Below are 18,560 nucleotides of genomic sequence, written 5' to 3' on the forward strand. Positions count from 1 at the left end.
CTCGACGGCGCACCGGAACCAACTTGGCGGGAAGCAGCCCCAGTTGCCCCCTGTACCACCTGACCCGTCGCACATCTGCGTGCCGCACCGCGCCCTGCCCTGGGCGAGGCGCGCAGCAGTCCGGTCCGTACGTCCGAGATCCGGTCCAGGAAGGTCTGGTGCACTACATGCGATCTGTCACCCGTCGTCTGAGCGCTCTCGTTCCAGCAGTTCTGCTGCTGACAGGCATGCAATTGGCCGGCTCGCCGGCCCACAGCGCAACACCCCCCTCCGCCGACGTCCGGCTGGCCGCCACCGGGACAGCGGTCCCGGGCAGCTGGATCGTCACCCTCAAGGACGGCACCCGGTCGACGAAGTCTGTCGCGGGTGACCTCACCCGGCGCAGCGACGGCCGCGTCTCACACGTCTACACAGAGGTCCTGAACGGCTTCTCCGCGAAGATGACCAAGGCGCAGGCGCACAAGCTGGCCGCCGACCCCCGCGTCGCCCTCGTGGAACAGGACTCGAAGGTCACGGCCAGCGACACGCAGCCCGACGCCACGTGGGGAATCGACCGCATCGACCAGCGGGACCTGCCGCTGAGCGGCACGTACACGTACAACACCACTGCGTCCAACGTGCACGTCTACGTCATCGACACCGGACTGCGCACCTCGCACAGCGAGTTCGGCGGCCGGGCCTCCATCGGCACCGACACCGTCGGCGACGGCCAGAACGGGAACGACTGCAACGGGCACGGCACTCACGTTGCGGGCACCACTGCCGGTTCCACCTACGGCGTGGCCAAGGCCGCCTCGATCGTCGGCGTCCGCGTCCTCAACTGCGGTGGTTCCGGCAGCACTGCCGGCGTGATCGCGGGCGTCGACTGGGTCACCGCCAACGCCGTCAAGCCGGCCGTCGCCAACATGAGCCTCGGCGGCGGCGCCAGCGACACACTCGACGCGGCCGTGCGCAACTCCGTCTCCTCCGGCGTCAGTTACGCCCTTGCCGCCGGCAACGGGGACTTCCTCGGCCGTCCCGTGGACGCCTGCACCGTCAGCCCCGCCCGGGTGACCGAGGCGATCACCGTCGGCGCCACCGACAACACGGACACGCGCGCGTCCTTCTCCAACTACGGAACCTGCGTTGACGTGTTCGCCCCCGGCGTGGACGTCACGTCGTCCTGGAACACCGACGACAGCGCAACGAACACCATCAGCGGCACCTCGATGGCCTCGCCCCACACGGCAGGCGTCGCCGCTCTCTACCTGGCCGACCACCCCGACGCCTCGCCCACCGAGGTACGGGACGCTCTGGTGAACAACGCCACGAACGACAAGGTCCAGGACCCGATGGCCGGTTCCCCGAACAAGCTCCTCCACAGCCTGTTCTGATCCGGCGGGCCGGTGCGACGAGTGTCCCCCCTCCTCACACCGGCCCGCACCCCCGGCCCGGTGGGCGCAGCCACGACTGTGCCACCGGGCCGGGACAGCGCACGACCTCGCAACGCCGGGCGCCGAAGTGCGCGGAACTGTCCGCGCACTTCGGGGCACCCCCCCGCTCCCGATCCCAGGAGTTGCCATGCGACTTCGTACACAGCGAAAACGAACCTCCCCCTGCCTTCGGCGGGCGGTACCCCCAACCTTCGTGGCCCTGCTGACACTGGTCCTCGCGGCGCCGCTCACCGCCAGCACCAACGCCACCGCCGCTCCCCCGGCCCGGGCATCCACGGCGACCGTCGACGAGGACATCAGGCAGTACGAGATCCACGGGCCGTCCACGGTCGCCGACCGCACCGCGGTCGCCGCCACCGGAGTGTCGGTGGACGAGGTCCATGACCACTCCGTGGTGGTCAGCGCCGACTCTTCGCAGGCCGGCAAGCTGCGGAAGCTCGGACACACGCTGAAGAAGCTGAGCGCACCGCCGGCCCGCACCGGCGGAGAGGCCCGCAAGCCCGGCGACTTCCCGCCCTCCGACTCCGGCTACCACAACTACGCCGAGGCGATGGACGAGATCGACCAGCGCATCGCGCAGAACCCGTCGATCATGAGCAAGCAGGTCATCGGGAAGTCCCACGAGGGCCGGGACCTCATCGCCATCAAGGTCAGCGACAACGTCGCCACGGACGAGGACGAGCCCGAAATCCTCTTCACCCATCACCAGCACGCCCGAGAGCACCTCACCGTCGAGATGGCGCTCTATCTGCTGCGCGAGTTCGGCGAGGACTACGCGACGGACTCCCGGATAGCCGACGCCGTCAACGGCCGCGAGATCTGGATCATCCCCGACCTCAACCCGGACGGCGGCGAGTACGACATCGCCTCCGGCTCCTACCGCAGCTGGCGCAAGAACCGTCAGCCCAACTCCGGCTCCAGCTCCGTGGGTACGGACCTGAACCGCAACTGGGACTACAAGTTCGGCTGCTGCGGCGGCTCTTCCGGCAGCCCGAGCTCCGAGACCTACCGCGGCACGGCGCCCGAGTCCGGACCCGAGGTGAAGGTCGTCGCCGACTTCGTACGTTCCCGCGTGGTCGGAGGCAAGCAGCAGATCAAGGCTGCGATCGACTTCCACACCTACAGCGAACTGGTGCTCTGGCCCTACGGATACACCACCGACGACACCGCCGAGGGACTCACCCAGGACGACCACGACGCCTTCGCGGCAGTGGGCGAGAAGATGGGCGCCAGCAACGGCTACACCGCCGAGCAGTCCAGCGACCTCTACATCACCGACGGGTCGATCGACGACTGGCTGTGGGGCAACCAGAAGATCTTCGCCTACACCTTCGAGATGTATCCGACGAACATCCTCGAAGGCGGCTTCTACCCGCCCGACGACGTCATCGAGCGTGAGACGGACCGCAACCGCGACGCGGTGCTCCAGTTGATCGAGAACGCCGACTGCATGTACCGCTCCATCGGCAAGGAGGAGCAGTACTGCAGCGGTAGCTGAGTCCCGGCCGGGTCGATGGGCGAGCACCCGCGTTCCGACCGGGCGGCGGTGCTGGGCACGCACTTCACGTGCCCAGCACCGCTTTTCACGTTCCCGGCGCTGCCATTCCATGCCGGACGCCGGTCACCGCCCGGCGGTCGTCAACGCGCCCCGGTCGATGCCCAGTTCGTGGGCCAGCGCATCGTCCGCCCATCGCAGCATGGCCGCGCGTGAGAGCGACGTGTACGAAGTCGTGTGCACCGCCAGGCCGTCGAGGAGTGCCGTCAGACGCCAGGCCGTGGAGGCGGGGTCCTCGCAGTCGAACTCGCCGGCTCCCACCCCTTCGGCGATCACTTCGGTCAGGGCGGCTTTCCACTGCTGATCGAGGTCACGGGCGACCTCCCGCAGCGACGGCTCGCGAAGTGACGCCGCCCACCCCTCGATCCACAGCCGCCACCCTTTGGCCTGGCCTGTCGGTGCGTACCAGCGCAGGGCGGCGCGGAGCCTGCGCAGGGCAGAACTGCGGCGGCCGAGCAGTTTCCGCAGATGGGCCAGATCGCTCTCGGCCGCGTGCGCGTAGGCGGCGGCGACGAGCTTCTCCTTCGTGGAGAAGTGGTAGAGCACCAGGGCGTTGCTCACGCCGAGGCTCGATGCGACGTCGGCGATGCGGACGGCCGATACGCCGCGGGCCTCGATCTGTTCCACCGCGGCACGCAACAGGTCCTCGCGGCGCTGCTCGACGCTCAGCCGCACCCTGGTCACGGCGTCACCTTACGCCGCCGGCGACCGCGCCCGGCCGGAACGAGTCTGCGGCTCCCCGCCGCCACTTGCACCTTTGCCGACCTCAGCAACGGCTCACGTGCCGGGTTCACGGCCCGAGTTCGACGACGGCGTGTGCGTCGAGCGCGATCGCGCCCTCCGGATGCACGAGCAGCGGATTGACCTCCAGCTCCGACAGTTCGGGATGCTCCAAAGCAGCCCTCGCGAGAGAGCACAGTGCACAGGCCGCGATGTCCAGCCGTACCGGCGGTGCACCGCGCCACCCGGTCAGCAGTGGCGCGTTGCGCAGCGACAGCAGCATCTCGCGGGCCCGTTCGGGCGTGAGCGGTGCCGTGGCGAGCACCGTGTCGGCGAGCAGTTCCGCGGCCACTCCCCCGATGCCGACCATGGCGACGGATCCGAATGCCGGGTCCCGCCGTACGCCGGCAATGAGTTCCACCGAGTGCCGGGGCGTAGCCATTGCCTCGACCGCGTACCGCGTCGCGCCGGTGGCCCCCCGCATCCGCGCGAATGCGGTGAGCAGCGCCCGTTCTCCCTCGATTCCGAGAGCGACGCCGCCCGCGTCCGTCCTGTGCGGCAGACCCATCGCCTTGAGGACCAGGGGGTAGCCGACGCGGTGCGCGGCCTCCACGGCCTCCTCGCCGGAAGCGACGAACTCGGCCGCCGGCGTGGCGAGTCCGTACGAGGCGATCAGCTTGCGCACCGTCTCATAGCCGCCGTCCGACAGCGGCATCCGAGCCGGGGCCCGAGCCCGGGCCGTCGGCCCGTGCCGCGGCGGCTGCGGCCGGACCGCGCGCAACGTCGCCGTGCCGGCCAGTGCGCGGGCGGCCTGCTCGATCCGCTCGTACACGGGGATCCCTCGGCGCCTGAGTGCGTCGATCGCGGCGGTGTCGCGGGCCATGGTGTGCACGATGAGCGTCCGGCCCGACGAGTCGGCGGCGTCGGCGAGTTCACCGGCGGTCTCGCACTCACGGTCCGTCTGCGCGGGGTCGGCCGTCGCATAGTCGCCGAAGTATCCGGTGAGGACGACGGCGTCGACGTCGCCACCGTGCAGTAACACCCCTGCGATCCGCGAGTAGTTGCCGAGGTCCCGCTCGCCCGCACCGGCCAGATCGACGGGGTTGCCGCAGCCTGCTCCGTGCGGCAGACGCGCCGCCACGGCCGAGGCGGTGGCCTCGGGAAGCGCGGGTACGTCCAGTCCGTGAGCCGCGAACGTGTCGGCGGCGAGGGCGCCTTGGCCTCCGCTGTCTCCGACGACGGCCACCCGGATGATGCCCGGGTCCGGCCCCGGCGATGGGGAGCGGATGCGCTCCGCGTTGCCGGCGTCCGCACCGGCGGACGCAGCCAGCAGGCACACAGCTGTGTCCACCAGCTCCCCCGCCGTGTCGAGCAGGAGCGCACCCGACTCCCGGCACACCGCCTCGACCGTGGCGCGGGCACTGACGAGGGCCCCGGTGTGTGACGCCGCGGCACGTCCCGACGCGTGGCTCCGGCCAACTGTCAGCAGCAGTACGGGCTTTCCGGCCGCGTGCGCGGTGGACATCGTTCGGGCCAGCCTGCGGCCGTCGCGGAAGTCCTCCACGTAGGCGGCGAGTGCCCGCGTCTCCTCGTGTGCGATGAGGGCGTCCAGTGCGTCCACGGCGTCGATGTCGCGCTGGTTGCCCAGTGAGACGAAGCGCGAGAAACCCTGTCCCGCCCTTGCCAGCAGCCGGCCGATCTCCAGCGCGAGGTTGCCGCTCTGGGAGACGAGCCCCACTGCCCCGGCCGGGAAGTCGCCCCAGCTGAGCTGCAGTTGGTTCGTTGTGTCGACGACGCCCATGCAGTTGGGGCCGAGCAGCCGGGCGCCCTGCAGGGTCACGAGGTCTGCCAGTTCCCTCTCCTCCTGGCGGCTCCCGGCGCCGGAGCTGATGACGGTGAAGCACCGCGCGCCGCCCGCCAGACCGGCGGTGACGACCGGACGGACCTCCGGCGAAGGCACCGCCACCACCACGTGCTCCGGCATGCGGGGAAGGGCGTCGAGCGCCGGCAGGAACGGTGCACCGTGCAACTCACCGCCGCGCCGGTTGACCAGATCGACCGAGCGGCGGTGCGCTCCGGCCAGCGCTCCCTTCGCGAGCCAGTACCCCCACTTGGCGGGGTTCTGCGATGCTCCGACCACGGCGACGGACCGTGGGTCGAAGAGAGCGTCGAGCCCGGTTGCCGACCCTCCGGTCGGAGGGCCCGTCCCGCTGCTCACCCGTACCAGCCGAAGCGCTCGGCGATGAGGGGCAGCCGCTCGGCCACGATCGCATGGGCTGCCGCACGCGGGCTCGTGCGGTCGGCTTCGGCCCGTGCCAGCATCCGCTCGATCAGCGCACGCATCGAGCGTCGGATGTGGGCGAAGGCCTCGTCCGCGTCCGCGCCGATGTCGCCGAAGAGCGTCCACCACCACCAGGCGTTGGTGCAGGAATTGACGACGACGTCCGGCAGGACGGTGATGCCCCGTGCCGCGAGCAGCGCCTCAGCCTCGGGCAGTACGGGCATGTTGGCCGCCTCGACCACCCAACGGGCCTTGATCCGCTGCTGGTTGACCGTGTCGACCGCGTAGGAGACGGCAGCCGGGACGAGTACGTCGGCGTCCGCCGACAGCCATGCGTCGCCGGGCAGCCGCTGGTCGTCGGAGGCAAGGGCGGAACGGTCCACGGTGCCGTGCGCGTCGCGGGCGGCGAGCAGCGTCTCCACGTCCAGCCCGTTCGGATTGGCGACCGTTCCCTCGACGTCGGCCACGGCTACGATCCTCAGACCCGCCCGGGAGAGGAAGCGCGCGGTGGCTCCGCCCATCGTGCCGAAGCCCTGCACCGCGACCCGGGTCTCCTCGTGTCCGGCTCCCGAGCTGTCGAGGCCCGCGAGCACCGCTTCGGCGACGCCGCAGCCGCCCACGAGTTCGTCGAGCCCGATGCCGTCCACCTCGATGGCGAAGGCGTCGTCGAGCCGCTGCCGCGCGGCGCGCTCGTCGTCGAGCAGGGGATGGACGGCCTGGATGGTGGAGCCCAGACCGGCCTCGGCGGCGGCTTCCTCGACCGTGTCCTGGGTCAGGCCCAGGTCCTCGCCCGTGGTCCAGAAGTTCTGTATGTACGGGCGCATGGCGCGCAGATAGCGCACGAGGACGCCGTGGGCCTCCGGGTCCCGCGGGTCGCAGTCGATGCCGCCCTTGGCGCCGCCAAGGGGTATGTAGCGGGCCTGCGAGTCGTAGTGCAGGGCCTCCTTCATCGTCATTCCCCGTGCCAGACCGGCCACTTCGTCCAGGGCGCAGCCCTTGCGCATCCGCAGGCCGCCGCTGGAGACACCGCGCACGAGACGGTCGATGACCAAGTACCCCTGGCGGCCCGTCACATGGTCGGTCCAGGTGAGGGAGACCAATGGAGTGTGCGTGGTCATCGGATGCCCGCTGAGATGATCAGTCGCATGATGTCCGAGGTGCCTTCCTCGATCTCCTCCAGCTTGGCGTCGCGCATCCACTGCTCCACGGGGTGTTCGCGCGAGTAGCCCCAGCCGCCCAGGGTCTGAACGGCCGCCCAGGTGCACCAGGCCGCGGACTCGGACGCGGTGAGCTTCGCCATTGCCGCCTCGGCCCGTGCGTCGAGTCCGGCGTCGATGCGCTTGGCTGCCCGCCAGGTCATCAGCCGTGACTGCTCGATACGGGTGCGCATGTCCGCGAGGCGGAAGGCCACTGCCTGATGCTCGATGACGGGCTTGCCGAACTGCTCGCGTGTTCTTGCGTAGTCGGCGGCATACTCGTACGCGGCCCTGGCCACTCCGGTCGCGGCTGCCCCCAGCACGGTGCGGGAGATGTCGAAGGTGCGCATCAGTCCGTAGAAGCCCTGCCCCTCGGCGCCGAGGCGCTGCTCCTCCGGCACCAGGGCGTCGGTGAAGAAGATCTCCCGGCAGACGATGGCGCGTTGACCCATCTTGCGCATCGGCTCACCGAATGCGACGCCCTCGGTGTCCCTGCGGAAGAGGAACGCGGTGACGCCCCGGGAGCGGGCGGCCGGGTCGGTCTTGGCGAAGACCACGTACTGCTCGGCCTCGCCCGCGTTGGAGATCCACGCCTTCTGGCCGTTCAGCAGGTAGCCGCCGTCGGTCCACCGGGCCGTCGTGGTGATCGAGGCGGCGTCCGAGCCGGCGCCGGGCTCGGTGGTGGCCAACGCGGTCATCGGCGTATCGGCGGCGGCCAGCGGGGTGAGCCATTCGCGCTTCTGCTGCTCGCTGCCCAGCTCCAGCACGGGATCGGCGAAGAAGCCGTTGGAGCACAGCAGGTTGCCGATGCCGAGATCTCCCACGCACAGCTCTTCCTGTACGAGGCACTGCGTGAACACGTCGGTGAATCCGCCGCCGCCGTACTCCTCGGGAAGCATGAAACCGGTGATGCCGACGTCGGCCGCCTTCCGCCACAGGTCCCACGGGGTGACGGTGTCCGCCTCGTCCACGGCGCGGGCGCGCGGGCGGATCTCCGCGCCGGTGAACGCCCTGCTCAGCTCGACGATGTCCCGTTGCTCGGTGGTGAGGGGAACCAGCTCGGCGGGGAGGTCTGTCATGGTGCCTCCGGCAGCGGTGGCGCTCGTCTCTTACCGGTCTCATTACTGAACCATGAGTCAGTATCCGGAGCGGTTCGCGGCTGTGTCAACGAGGCCGCACACCAACCCGGTTCGGGAAGCGTGGGCACCCGTCGCCAGGCACACAGGAGCGCCCCCTGGCCGCGGGGTGCTGCGACCAGGGGGCGGGTCTCCTTGCGCCAGGTCCCGTCAGGAGTGCGCTCGGCGCACCTGCGTACGGGCGGCTACCTCCCCGCGCCCGCGGGCTGGGCCGCACCGCCGCTCTTCGAGGCCGCACCTCCCGAGGACGGGGCGTCGTCCAGCGCCCGGAGGATGTTCTCCACGCTCTGCTTCGCGTCACCGAAGAGCATGCTGGTGTTCTCCCGGAAGAACAGCGGGTTCTGAACTCCCGCGTATCCGGAGGCCATCGAGCGCTTGAAGACGATGACGTTCTCCGCCTCCCAGGCGTGCAGCACCGGCATGCCCGCGATCGGGCTGGTGGGATCCTCGGCCGCCGCCGGGTTGACGGTGTCGTTGGCGCCGATCACCAGCACGACCGAGGTCTGGGGGAAGTCGTCGTTGATCTCGTCCATTTCGAGCACGACGTCGTAGGGCACCTTCGCCTCGGCCAGCAGCACGTTCATGTGGCCCGGAAGGCGGCCGGCGACAGGGTGGACGCCGAAGCGGACCTCGACTCCGCGTTCGCGCAGCGTGCGGGTCAGTTCCGCCACCGGGTGCTGGGCCTGGGCGACGGCCATGCCGTAGCCGGGCGTGATGATCACGGAGGTTGCCGCGCCGAGGAGTTCGGCCGCCTCCTCCGCGCTCGTCTCACGGTGCTCGCCCTGATCGTCGTCGCCGCTGGAGGGGGCCTCGATGCCGAAGCCGCCGGCGATCACCGAGATGAACGAGCGGTTCATGCCCTTGCACATGATGTACGAGAGGTACGCACCGGAGGAGCCGACCAGCGCACCGGTGACGATGAGCAGGTTGTTGTCGAGGAGGAACCCCGCGGCGGCCGCGGCCCAGCCCGAGTAGCTGTTGAGCATCGAGACCACGACCGGCATGTCACCGCCGCCGATGGCTGCGACGAGGTGGAGGCCGAGGAGGAGCGCCAGCACGGTCACGGCGATCATCAGGCCCAGGCTCGGGGCGATGGTGAACCAGACCGTCAGGACCAGGAACGCGGCCAGCGCACCGAGGTTGAGCAGGTTCTTGCCCGGCAGCATCAGCGGCTGCGACTTGATGCGCGCGGACAGCTTGAGGAACGCGACGACGGAGCCGGTGAAGGTGACGGCGCCGATGAAGATGCCGATGAACACCTCGGCATGGTGGATCGACAGCAGCTCGGCGGGGACGACGTGCTGGGCGTCGCCCTTCGCCTCGACCTCGAAGTAGCTGTTCCAGCCGACCAGCACCGCGGCCACGCCGACGAAGCTGTGCAGGATCGCGATGAGTTCGGGCATCTCCGTCATCGCCACCTGCCGCGCGCGCCACAGCCCCGCGGCACCTCCGATCGCCATCGCGACGAGGATCAGGAGGATGGCGGTCGCGGAGATCTCGAGTGAGGCGAGTACGACGGTGGCGAGCAGCGCCAGCGCCATCCCGGCGATGCCGAAGACGACCCCGGCCCGGGACGTGCGGTGCTGCGAGAGCCCGGCCAGGCTGAGGATGAACAGAAGGGCCGCAACGAGGTGCGCGGCCTGGGCGGACGTGGTGGCAGTCATGGGGCCTCAGCCTTTCGAGAACATGCCGAGCATGCGACGGGTGACGGAGAAGCCTCCGAAGATGTTGACGCTGGTGAGCAGGATCGCCACGAACGACAGGACCGTGACCGCCGGTCCCACGTGGCCGATCTGCACCAGCGCCCCGACGACGACGATCCCGGAGATGGCGTTGGTCACGGACATCAGCGGTGTGTGCAGGGCGTGGTGCACCTTGCCGATGACGTAGTAGCCGATGACCACGGCCAGCGCGAACACCGTGAAGTTCTCCGCCAGTTGGGTCGGCGAGAAGGCGATCAGCGCGAACATGGCGGCCATCCCGGCGCCGATGAGGCCGTACCGTGCCGTCGCGGACAGCTTGGGCTTGGCCGGTTCGGCGGCGGGTTCCGCGGTCTCGGCCTTGGGAGCTGCCTGGGCGGACACCTCCACCGGGGGCGGCGGCCAGCTCTTCTCACCGTCCCGCACGACCGTGACGCCTCGCTGAACGGCGTCGTCGAAGTCCAGTGTCAGCTGCCCGTCCTTCTCCGGCGTGAGCAGCTTGAGCAGGTTGACGATGTTGGTCCCGTACAGCTGCGAGGCCTGCGTCGGCAGACGCCCGGCCAGGTCCGTGTAGCCGATGATCGTGACGCCGTTGTCGGTGACGATGGCCTTGCCGGCGACCGTCCCGTCGACGTTGCCGCCCTGCGAGGCGGCCATGTCGACGATGACGCTGCCGGGCTTCATGCTCGCCACGTCCTCCGCCGTGACCAGCCGCGGCGCCGGCTTGCCCGGGATCAGAGCCGTGGTGACGATGATGTCGACGTCGGCGGCCTGCTCGCTGTAGATCTCCGCGGCACGCTGGTTGTACGCGTCGGAGGTCTGCTTGGCGTATCCGTCGGTGGACGCCTCCTGCTCGACGTCGACGGCGAGGTACTCACCGCCGAGCGAACGGACCTGGTCGGCGACCTCAGGACGCGGGTCGGTGGCCCGTACGACGCCTCCGAGGCTGCTCGCCGCGCCGATCGCGGCAAGGCCCGCCACACCCGCACCGGCAACGAGCACCTTGGCCGGAGGCACCTTGCCCGCCGCGGTGACCTGCCCGGTGAAGAACCGCCCGAAGACGTGCGCCGCCTCGATGACGGCCCGGTATCCGGCGATGTTGGCCATGGAGCTGAGCACGTCCAGGGACTGTGCCCGCGAGATCCGCGGCACCGCGTCCATGGACAGCGCGGTGAGGGACCGCTGGGCGAGGTCGTCCAGCAGGCCGGGGTTGAGGCCGGGGGCGAGCATGCCGACCAGCGTCGCGTCGTCCCGCAACCGCCCGATCTCCTCACGCGAGGGTTCGTTGATCTTCAGGACGACGTCCGCCTGCCAGGCGTCGCCGATGCGCGCGCCCGCCTCCGTGTACTGCTCGTCGGAGAATCCCGAGGCCGCGCCCGCTCCCGATTCGACGACGGCCTCATAGCCGAGCTTCAGGATCTTCCGGATGCTGTCGGGTGTGGCCGCGACCCGGGTCTCCCCGGCTTTCGACTCTGCGGCGACACCCACCTGCTGCGGATGTGAATCTGACATCGATCTCCCTTTACGGGGTGTTGGGCGGCTCCGCGGTCCGTTGTACGTCGGGGCCGGACGGCGGTGAGGGGACTGCTCAGGGGCTGCTTATTTAATGTCAGTCTGACGGGCTCTGTGCAGGGACTATTCCTAAGTGAGTTCTCCGTGGCTCCTCCCGCGGTGGCGGGGTGCGCCGCCGGTGACCTCGGGTGGGAGGTCGACCGGCCGGAAGCACAGCATCGGACTGATGTGAGGATGCACGCTGCTGCGCGGCGCAAACGGAGGCTGTCGCGGGGTGGACCACCCACGGGACGCAGAGGAGAAAGCTGCCCGGCAGAGAGAATCCGCGGGCGCCGGCCGGAAAGAGGCCGACGCCGGCAGGCGCAATATCTGTGTCCGAGGGGGGACTTGAACCCCCACGCCCGATAAAGGGCACTAGCACCTCAAGCTAGCGCGTCTGCCATTCCGCCACCCGGACAAGGGTCGTCGCCCGGCTCTGCCGTGGCGACGCGGACAACCATACCAAGCTCCGGCAGCGGTACTCACCTCGGTGATCCCCGGTGAGCGGGCGGCCCGGCGGGGATTTTGCCGGGCCGCCCGCTCTGGCAGTAGGTCAGGCCGCCGTCCGGTGGGATCCTCCTGGGCCGGGGGGCGGTGAGCATCGCGGCCACGGCTCACGAGGTCTTCGCCGGACGGGCCGCAGAGCCCCTGCCCGGCCGCGTCGGGCCCCGGCCCGAACTCCGGGCCGGGGAGGGGCTCTCCGGCAGGGTCGGGGGGCGCCCAGGCGGTACCGGGCTCGGGTATGAGGTTGTGTGGACCGTTCGGCGTCGGGGGTGGGAGTGACGAGGGTGAGGGTGTGATGCCCATCGTTCCTCTCCGCTCTCGTTGCACATACGGGGCGGGTTGCTGAAGCCGGCGTGGACTTATTACTGGACAGTAGTGAGTTGGCGGGTGCCTTGGCACCCGCCCCCGCCCAGATATGCGGAACGTCACGTCGCTCCGCGCAGTTCACACCGGCCCGGTCAGCTCCAGGGGGTGTCGTGACGACACCCCCTGGGCAGCTCACGCCAGCCGGTCGAGTACGAGGCGTGCCGTCTCGGTCGGGGTCTCTCCGACCCGTACGCCTGCCGCCTCGAGTGCCTCCTTCTTCGCGCGCGCGGTTCCGGAGGAGCCGGATACGATCGCGCCCGCGTGCCCCATGGTCTTGCCCTCGGGAGCGGTGAATCCGGCGACGTAGCCGATGACGGGCTTCGTGACGTTCTCCTTGATGAAGTCCGCCGCGCGCTCCTCCGCGTCACCGCCGATCTCGCCGATCATCACGATCAGGTCGGTCTCCGGGTCCTCCTCGAAGGCTGCGAGGCAGTCGATGTGCGTGGTGCCGATGACGGGGTCGCCGCCGATGCCGACACAGCTGGAGAAGCCGATGTCCCGCAGCTCGTACATGAGTTGGTAGGTGAGTGTGCCGGACTTGGAGACCAGGCCGATACGGCCGGGCTCCGGTGCGATGTCGGCGGGGATGATGCCGGCGTTGGACAGCCCGGGGCTGATGAGACCGGGACAGTTGGGGCCGATGATGCGCGTGCCGCGCTCCTGCGCGTACGACCGGAAGGCGACCGCGTCGTGGACGGGGATGCCCTCGGTGATGGCGACGCCGAGCGGGATGCCCGCGTCCGCCGCCTCCACGACCGCCGCCTTGCAGAAGGCCGGGGGTACGAAGAGGACCGACACGTCGGCGTCCGTCGCCTCCCGCGCCTCCGCCACCGAGCCGAAGACGGGGACGGAGCGCCCGTCCACATCCACGTCCTGGCCCGCCTTGCGCGGGTTCACGCCGCCGACGATGTCGGTGCCGGACGCCAGCATCCGGCGCGTGTGCTTCATGCCCTCCGAGCCGGTCATGCCCTGGACGATGACCTTGCTCGCCTTGTTGAGGAAGATCGCCATGGTCTCCCGCCTCCCTAAGCGGCCGCAGCCGCGGCCGTGGCCAGTTCGGCGGCCCGCTGGGCGGCGCCGTCCATGGTGGTCCGCTGCTCCAGCAGCGGGTGGGGATTCGCCTCGAGGATCTCGCGTCCGCGCACGGCGTTGTTGCCGTCGAGCCGCACGACGAGCGGCTTGGTCAGCCGTATCTGCCCGAGGGCCTGGGTGATTCCGTCCGCGACCGCGTCGCAGGCGGTGATGCCGCCGAAGACGTTGACGAGGATGGACTTCACGGACGGGTCGCCGAGGACGACGGAGAGGCCGTCGGCCATGACCTGCGCGGAGGCGCCGCCGCCGATGTCGAGGAAGTTCGCGGGCTTCGCGCCGCAGCCGGCGACGACATCGAGGGTGGACATCACCAACCCCGCGCCGTTGCCGATGACTCCGACCTCGCCGTCCAGCTTCACGTAGTTGAGGCCCTTCTCGGCGGCCTGCGCCTCCAGCGCGTCATGGCCGCCGCCCTCGTCCTGCTCGCCCCAACGTGCCTGGCGGAAGCGGGCGTTGTCGTCGAGGGTGACCTTGCCGTCGAGGGCGACGATCGTGCCGTCGGCCGTGCGGACAAGGGGGTTGACCTCGACGAGGAGTGCGTCCTCGGCCTGCAGGATCTGCCACAGCTTGACCAGTACCGGCGCCACGTTCGTCGGCAGTGCCGCCGCGGCGACGATCTCCGCGGCCTTCTCGTCCGTCACGCCCTCCGCCGGATCGACGGGGACGCGTGCGACGGCTTCCGGCCGCGCCTCGGCAACTTCCTCGATCTCCATGCCGCCTTCGGCGGATGCGATGGCGATGAAGCATCCCTGCGCACGGTCCAGGACGAAGGAGACGTAGTACTCCGTATCGACCTTCACGGGCTGGGCGAGCATCACCTTGTGCACGGTGTGGCCCTTGATGTCCATGCCCAGGATCTGACGCGCGGTGACCTCCGCGGCAGTGGCGTCGGCCACGAGTTTCACGCCGCCGGCCTTGCCCCTGCCTCCTGTCTTGACCTGCGCCTTGACCACGACGCCGTGCTGATCGGCGTCGAGCTTCAATGCCGCCTCGCGGGCTGCGCTGCCCGTCTCCGCGACCTCCGCTTCAGGTACCAAGACGCCGTAGCGCTCGAAGAGTTCCCTCGCCTGGTGCTCGAAAAGGTCCACATGTGCTCCCTGGTCGATCTTCGAAACGATCGGTGCACGCCCCCTGGACATCGGTCTCTCGATGCGGGATAACAAGGTTCATACAGTATTCGTCGACTGTATGCAATCTGCTCTGACCAGAGCTCACACCCGACGAAGGGACTCGTAAGCCATGCCCGACGACAGCCAGGACAGCCGCAAGACGTCGGCGACAACTCCTCGATGAACCAGATCCGTCACGGCCGGAAGGCCAAGTACCGCGAGGAGCGCGAGCGGGTCGGCAACACCCTCGGCGACGGAACCATGAACCAGACGATGTACAAGTGAGGTGACCGCGGTGACCGATGTGACCGATGTGACCGGCACGACGACGGTGACTGAGAAGGCGCTGGACGGGATTCGGATCCTGGACATGACTCATGTCCAGTCCGGCCCCTCGGCGACTCAGCTCCTCGCCTGGCTCGGCGCAGACGTGATCAAACTCGAGGCGACCTCGGGCGACATCACCCGCAAGCAACTGCGGGACCTCCCGGACGTCGACTCGCTCTACTTCACGATGCTCAACTGCAACAAGCGCAGCATCACGCTCAACACCAAGAGCGACCGCGGCAAGGAGCTGCTGACGGAGCTGATCCGGCGCAGCGACGTGCTGGTGGAGAACTTCGGCCCCGGAGCGGTGGACCGGATGGGCTTCACCTGGGACCGGATCAAGCAGATCAACCCGAAGATCGTCTACGCCTCCATCAAGGGCTTCGGCGAGGGTCCGTACACCACGTTCAAGGCGTACGAGGTCGTCGCCCAGGCCATGGGCGGCTCGATGTCGACGACCGGCTTCGAGGACGGGCCGCCGCTGGCGACCGGGGCACAGATCGGCGACTCGGGCACCGGCGTGCACACCGTCGCCGCGATCCTCGCCGCGCTGCTGCAACGTGAGCGCACGGGCCGCGGCCAGCGGGTCAACGTGGCCATGCAGCACTCGGTTCTCAACCTGTGCCGCGTGAAGCTGCGCGACCAGCAGCGGCTCGCACACGGTGCGCTCGGTGAGTACCCGAACGACGACTTCGGCGACGAGGTGCCGCGTTCGGGCAACGCCTCAGGCGGCGGCCAGCCCGGCTGGGCGGTCAAGTGCGCGCCGGGCGGGCCCAACGACTACGTCTACGTGATCGTGCAGCCCGTGGGCTGGGAGCCGCTGACGAAGCTCATCGGCCGTCCCGAACTGGCCGACGACCCGGACTGGAACACGCCGGAGGCGCGGCTGCCCAAGCTGAACAAGATGTTCCAGCTGATCGAGGAGTGGTCGTCGACACTGCCCAAGTGGGAGGTGTTGGGCGCCCTCAACGCCCACAACATCCCCTGCGGGCCGATCCTTTCGACGAAGGAGATCGTCGAGGACGAGTCCCTGGCCGCCAACGGGATGATCGTCGAGGTCGATCACCCGGAGCGCGGTTCCTTCACCACCGTGGGCTCCCCGATGAAGCTCTCCGACTCCCCCGTGGAAATCACGTCCTCGCCGCTGCTGGGCGAACACAACGAGGACGTCTACATAGGCGAGCTGGGCCTGGGCGAGGAAGAACTGGCACTGCTCAAGACGAACGGAGTGATCTGACCGATGGCGCAGGGTAAGAACGACGGCCTCGCCACGCCGGACAAGGAAGCGGTACGGGCGGTACTGGATGCCGCCCGCGCCGAGGGCCGCACGTCGCTGACCGCCCCCGAGGGCAAGCGCGTCGCGGACGCCTACGGCATACCGGTGCCGGACGAAGGGCTCGCGGAATCCGCCGACGAGGCGGTGCAGCTGGCCGACAGGCTGGGCTTCCCGGTCGTCATGAAGATCGTCTCGCCGGACATCCTGCACAAGACCGACGCGGGCGGCGTCCGCGTCGGGGTCTCGACCTCGGCCGAGGTGCGCAGCGCGTACACGGAGATCGTCGGCAACGCCCGCAAGTACGACGCGAACGCGAACGTGCTCGGCGTGCAGGTGCAGCAGATGGCCAAGCCGGGGCAGGAGGTGCTGGTCGGTACCGTCACCGACCCGACCTTCGGCAAGGTCGTCGCGTTCGGTCTGGGCGGTGTGCTGGTGGAGGTCCTCAAGGACGTCACCTTCCGCCTGGCGCCGGCGTCCCAGGAGGACGCGGAGTCGATGCTCGACGGCATCGGTGCCTCCGAGATCCTCAAGGGCGTACGCGGCGGCGACCCGGTCGACCGAGCGGCACTGACGCAGGTCATCACCTCCGTCTCACAACTGGCGCACGACTTTCCCGAGTTGGTGGAGGTCGACCTCAACCCCGTCTTCGCGTCGCCCGACGGTGCGATGGCGGCGGACATCCGCATCCTGCTCAGCGAGGGCCAGCCGGCGGAGCGCCGGCGCTACACCCCCGAGGAGATCCGCACCTCGATGAAGCGGCTGATGCAGCCGTCCTCCGTCGCGGTGATCGGCGCCTCCAACGAGCAGGGCAAGATCGGCAATTCGGTCATGCGGAACCTCGTCGACGGCGGGTTCCCCGGGGAGATCCACCCCGTGAACCCGAAGGCCGACGAGATCCTGGGGCGCAAGGCGTACAAGTCGGTGGCCGACATCCCGGGCGACGTCGACGTGGCGGTCTTCGCCGTGCCGGCGAAGTTCGTCCCGGACACTCTGGAAGCCGTCGGCGCCAAGGGGATTCCCAACGCCGTGCTGATTCCGTCCGGTTTCGCCGAGACGGGTGAGGTGGAGCTCCAGGACAAGATCGTCGCCATTGGCGAGAAGCACGGTGTGCGGCTGCTCGGGCCGAACATCTACGGCTACTACTCGACGTGGCACGACCTGTGCGCCACGTTCTGCACGCCGTACGACGTCAAGGGCGGTGTGGCGCTCACCTCCCAGTCGGGCGGCATCGGCATGGCCATCCTCGGCTTCGCGCGCAGCACCAGCACCGGTGTCTCGGCGATCGTGGGGCTCGGCAACAAGTCCGACCTCGACGAGGACGACCTGCTCACGTACTTCGCGGACGACCCGAACACGAAGTGCATCGCGATGCACCTCGAAGACCTCAAGGACGGGCGGGCGTTCGTGGAGGCGGCACGGGCGACCGTGCCGAAGAAGCCGGTCGTCGTGCTCAAGGCGGGCCGCACGAGTGCGGGCGCCAAGGCAGCCGGTTCGCACACGGGCGCACTCGCGGGCGACGACGCGGTCTACGACGACGTCCTGCGGCAGGCCGGCGTCATCCGGGCGCCGGGTCTGAACGAAATGCTGGAGTACGCGCGGGCACTGCCCGTGCTGCCCACCCCCCAGGGCGACAACACCGTGATCATCACCGGCGCCGGCGGTTCGGGAGTGCTGCTCTCGGACGCCATCGTCGACAACGGGATGTCGCTCATGGAGATCCCGCCGGACCTGGACGAGGCGTTCCGCGCCTTCATCCCGCCGTTCGGCGCCGCGGGCAACCCGGTGGACATCACCGGCGGTGAGCCGCCCTCCACGTACGAGGCCACGATCCGGCTCGGCCTGGAGGACCCCCGCATCCATTCCCTCGTGCTCGGCTACTGGCACACGATCGTCACTCCGCCCATGGTGTTCGCGGAGTTGACGGCCAGGGTCGTGGCCGAGGCGCGGGAGAAGGGCATCGAGAAGCCGGTGGTGGCGTCTCTCGCGGGCGACACCGAGGTCGAAGAGGCAAGTCAGTACCTCTTCGAACGCGGCGTGGTCGCCTACCCGTACACGACGGAGAAGCCGGTCGCCGTGCTCGGCGCCAAGTACCGGTGGGCGCGGGCGGCGGGCCTGCTGCGGTAACGCCGCGCAGGAGACGCACGAGCCGCACATCTGAAAAGAGCCGCTGATGCCGTGGGCTTCCCGCATGAGGGCGGATGTTCCTCTCTCCGCCACTACGGCGGGAAGCCCCGGCAGGGCTCCGGCGAAACCGCGGTCGCCGGAGCCCCTACACCGACACAGGACGAGCTGAAAGGCAGGACACAGCACCAGA

The 18,560-nt window shown here is 69.5% G+C and carries 12 protein-coding genes and 1 tRNA gene; 4 read left to right on the forward strand and 9 right to left on the reverse strand.

The genetic code is table 11. The features are described from left to right. Window positions 1-158 precede the first annotated feature (158 nt). Window positions 159-1,373, forward strand: a complete 1,215-nt coding sequence (locus I004_RS0106460) for a S8 family peptidase (RefSeq protein ID WP_028434805.1) — start codon at window positions 159-161, stop codon at window positions 1,371-1,373. Window positions 1,374-1,560: 187 nt separating this feature from the next. Continuing rightward, the gene (locus tag I004_RS0106465; protein WP_028434806.1) at window positions 1,561-2,931 is read left to right on the forward strand and encodes a M14 family metallopeptidase; all 1,371 of its coding nucleotides are present in this window, start codon (window positions 1,561-1,563) and stop codon (window positions 2,929-2,931) included. A 123-nt stretch (window positions 2,932-3,054) separates the two neighbouring features. Here I004_RS0106465 and I004_RS0106470 read toward each other — a convergent pair whose 3' ends face one another. The 9 genes from I004_RS0106470 to sucC all read right to left on the reverse strand — a co-directional run bounded on the left by I004_RS0106470 (window position 3,055) and on the right by sucC (window position 14,622). After that, window positions 3,055-3,672 carry a TetR family transcriptional regulator C-terminal domain-containing protein gene (locus I004_RS0106470; RefSeq protein ID WP_028434807.1) on the reverse strand — a complete coding sequence of 206 codons (618 nt, stop codon included), beginning with the start codon at window positions 3,670-3,672 and terminating at the stop codon, window positions 3,055-3,057. 106 nt (window positions 3,673-3,778) lie between these two features. Beyond that, complete coding sequence (locus I004_RS0106475) at window positions 3,779-5,848, reverse strand: acetate--CoA ligase family protein (RefSeq protein ID WP_486579780.1); 2,070 nt, start codon at window positions 5,846-5,848, stop codon at window positions 3,779-3,781. Between the two features lie 74 nt (window positions 5,849-5,922). Next, on the reverse strand, window positions 5,923-7,107 hold the full coding sequence (locus tag I004_RS0106480) for a glutamate dehydrogenase (RefSeq protein ID WP_028434809.1): 1,185 nt from the start codon (window positions 7,105-7,107) through the stop codon (window positions 5,923-5,925). Continuing rightward, window positions 7,104-8,264, reverse strand: a complete 1,161-nt coding sequence (locus I004_RS0106485; protein ID WP_028434810.1) for an acyl-CoA dehydrogenase family protein — start codon at window positions 8,262-8,264, stop codon at window positions 7,104-7,106. The genes I004_RS0106480 and I004_RS0106485 overlap by 4 nt, the downstream gene beginning before the upstream one ends. Window positions 8,265-8,506: 242 nt before the next feature. Beyond that, the gene (gene pntB, locus I004_RS32585) at window positions 8,507-9,985 is read right to left on the reverse strand and encodes a Re/Si-specific NAD(P)(+) transhydrogenase subunit beta (RefSeq protein ID WP_051344761.1); all 1,479 of its coding nucleotides are present in this window, start codon (window positions 9,983-9,985) and stop codon (window positions 8,507-8,509) included. Window positions 9,986-9,991: 6 nt separating this feature from the next. Continuing rightward, a complete protein-coding gene (locus I004_RS0106495) occupies window positions 9,992-11,533 on the reverse strand; it encodes a Re/Si-specific NAD(P)(+) transhydrogenase subunit alpha (RefSeq protein WP_028434811.1) in 1,542 nt (513 codons plus the stop codon). A 372-nt stretch (window positions 11,534-11,905) separates the two neighbouring features. After that, window positions 11,906-11,990, reverse strand: a tRNA-Leu gene (locus tag I004_RS0106500). A gap of 584 nt (window positions 11,991-12,574) precedes the next feature. Next, complete coding sequence (gene sucD, locus I004_RS0106505) at window positions 12,575-13,453, reverse strand: succinate--CoA ligase subunit alpha (protein WP_028434812.1); 879 nt, start codon at window positions 13,451-13,453, stop codon at window positions 12,575-12,577. A gap of 14 nt (window positions 13,454-13,467) precedes the next feature. Beyond that, entirely contained in the window at window positions 13,468-14,622 is a 1,155-nt protein-coding gene (gene sucC / locus I004_RS0106510) for an ADP-forming succinate--CoA ligase subunit beta (protein WP_028434813.1), read from the reverse strand. 352 nt (window positions 14,623-14,974) lie between these two features. Between sucC and frc the strand changes: the two genes are divergently transcribed. Beyond that, the gene (gene frc, locus I004_RS0106520; protein ID WP_028434814.1) at window positions 14,975-16,207 is read left to right on the forward strand and encodes a formyl-CoA transferase; all 1,233 of its coding nucleotides are present in this window, start codon (window positions 14,975-14,977) and stop codon (window positions 16,205-16,207) included. A gap of 3 nt (window positions 16,208-16,210) precedes the next feature. Then, window positions 16,211-18,370: an acetate--CoA ligase family protein gene (locus I004_RS0106525; RefSeq protein WP_028434815.1), complete on the forward strand. Its 2,160-nt coding sequence runs from the start codon at window positions 16,211-16,213 to the stop codon at window positions 18,368-18,370. The last annotated feature ends 190 nt before the right edge of the window (window positions 18,371-18,560 follow it).

The sequence above is a fragment of the Streptomyces sp. TAA486 genome, assembly GCF_000426165.1.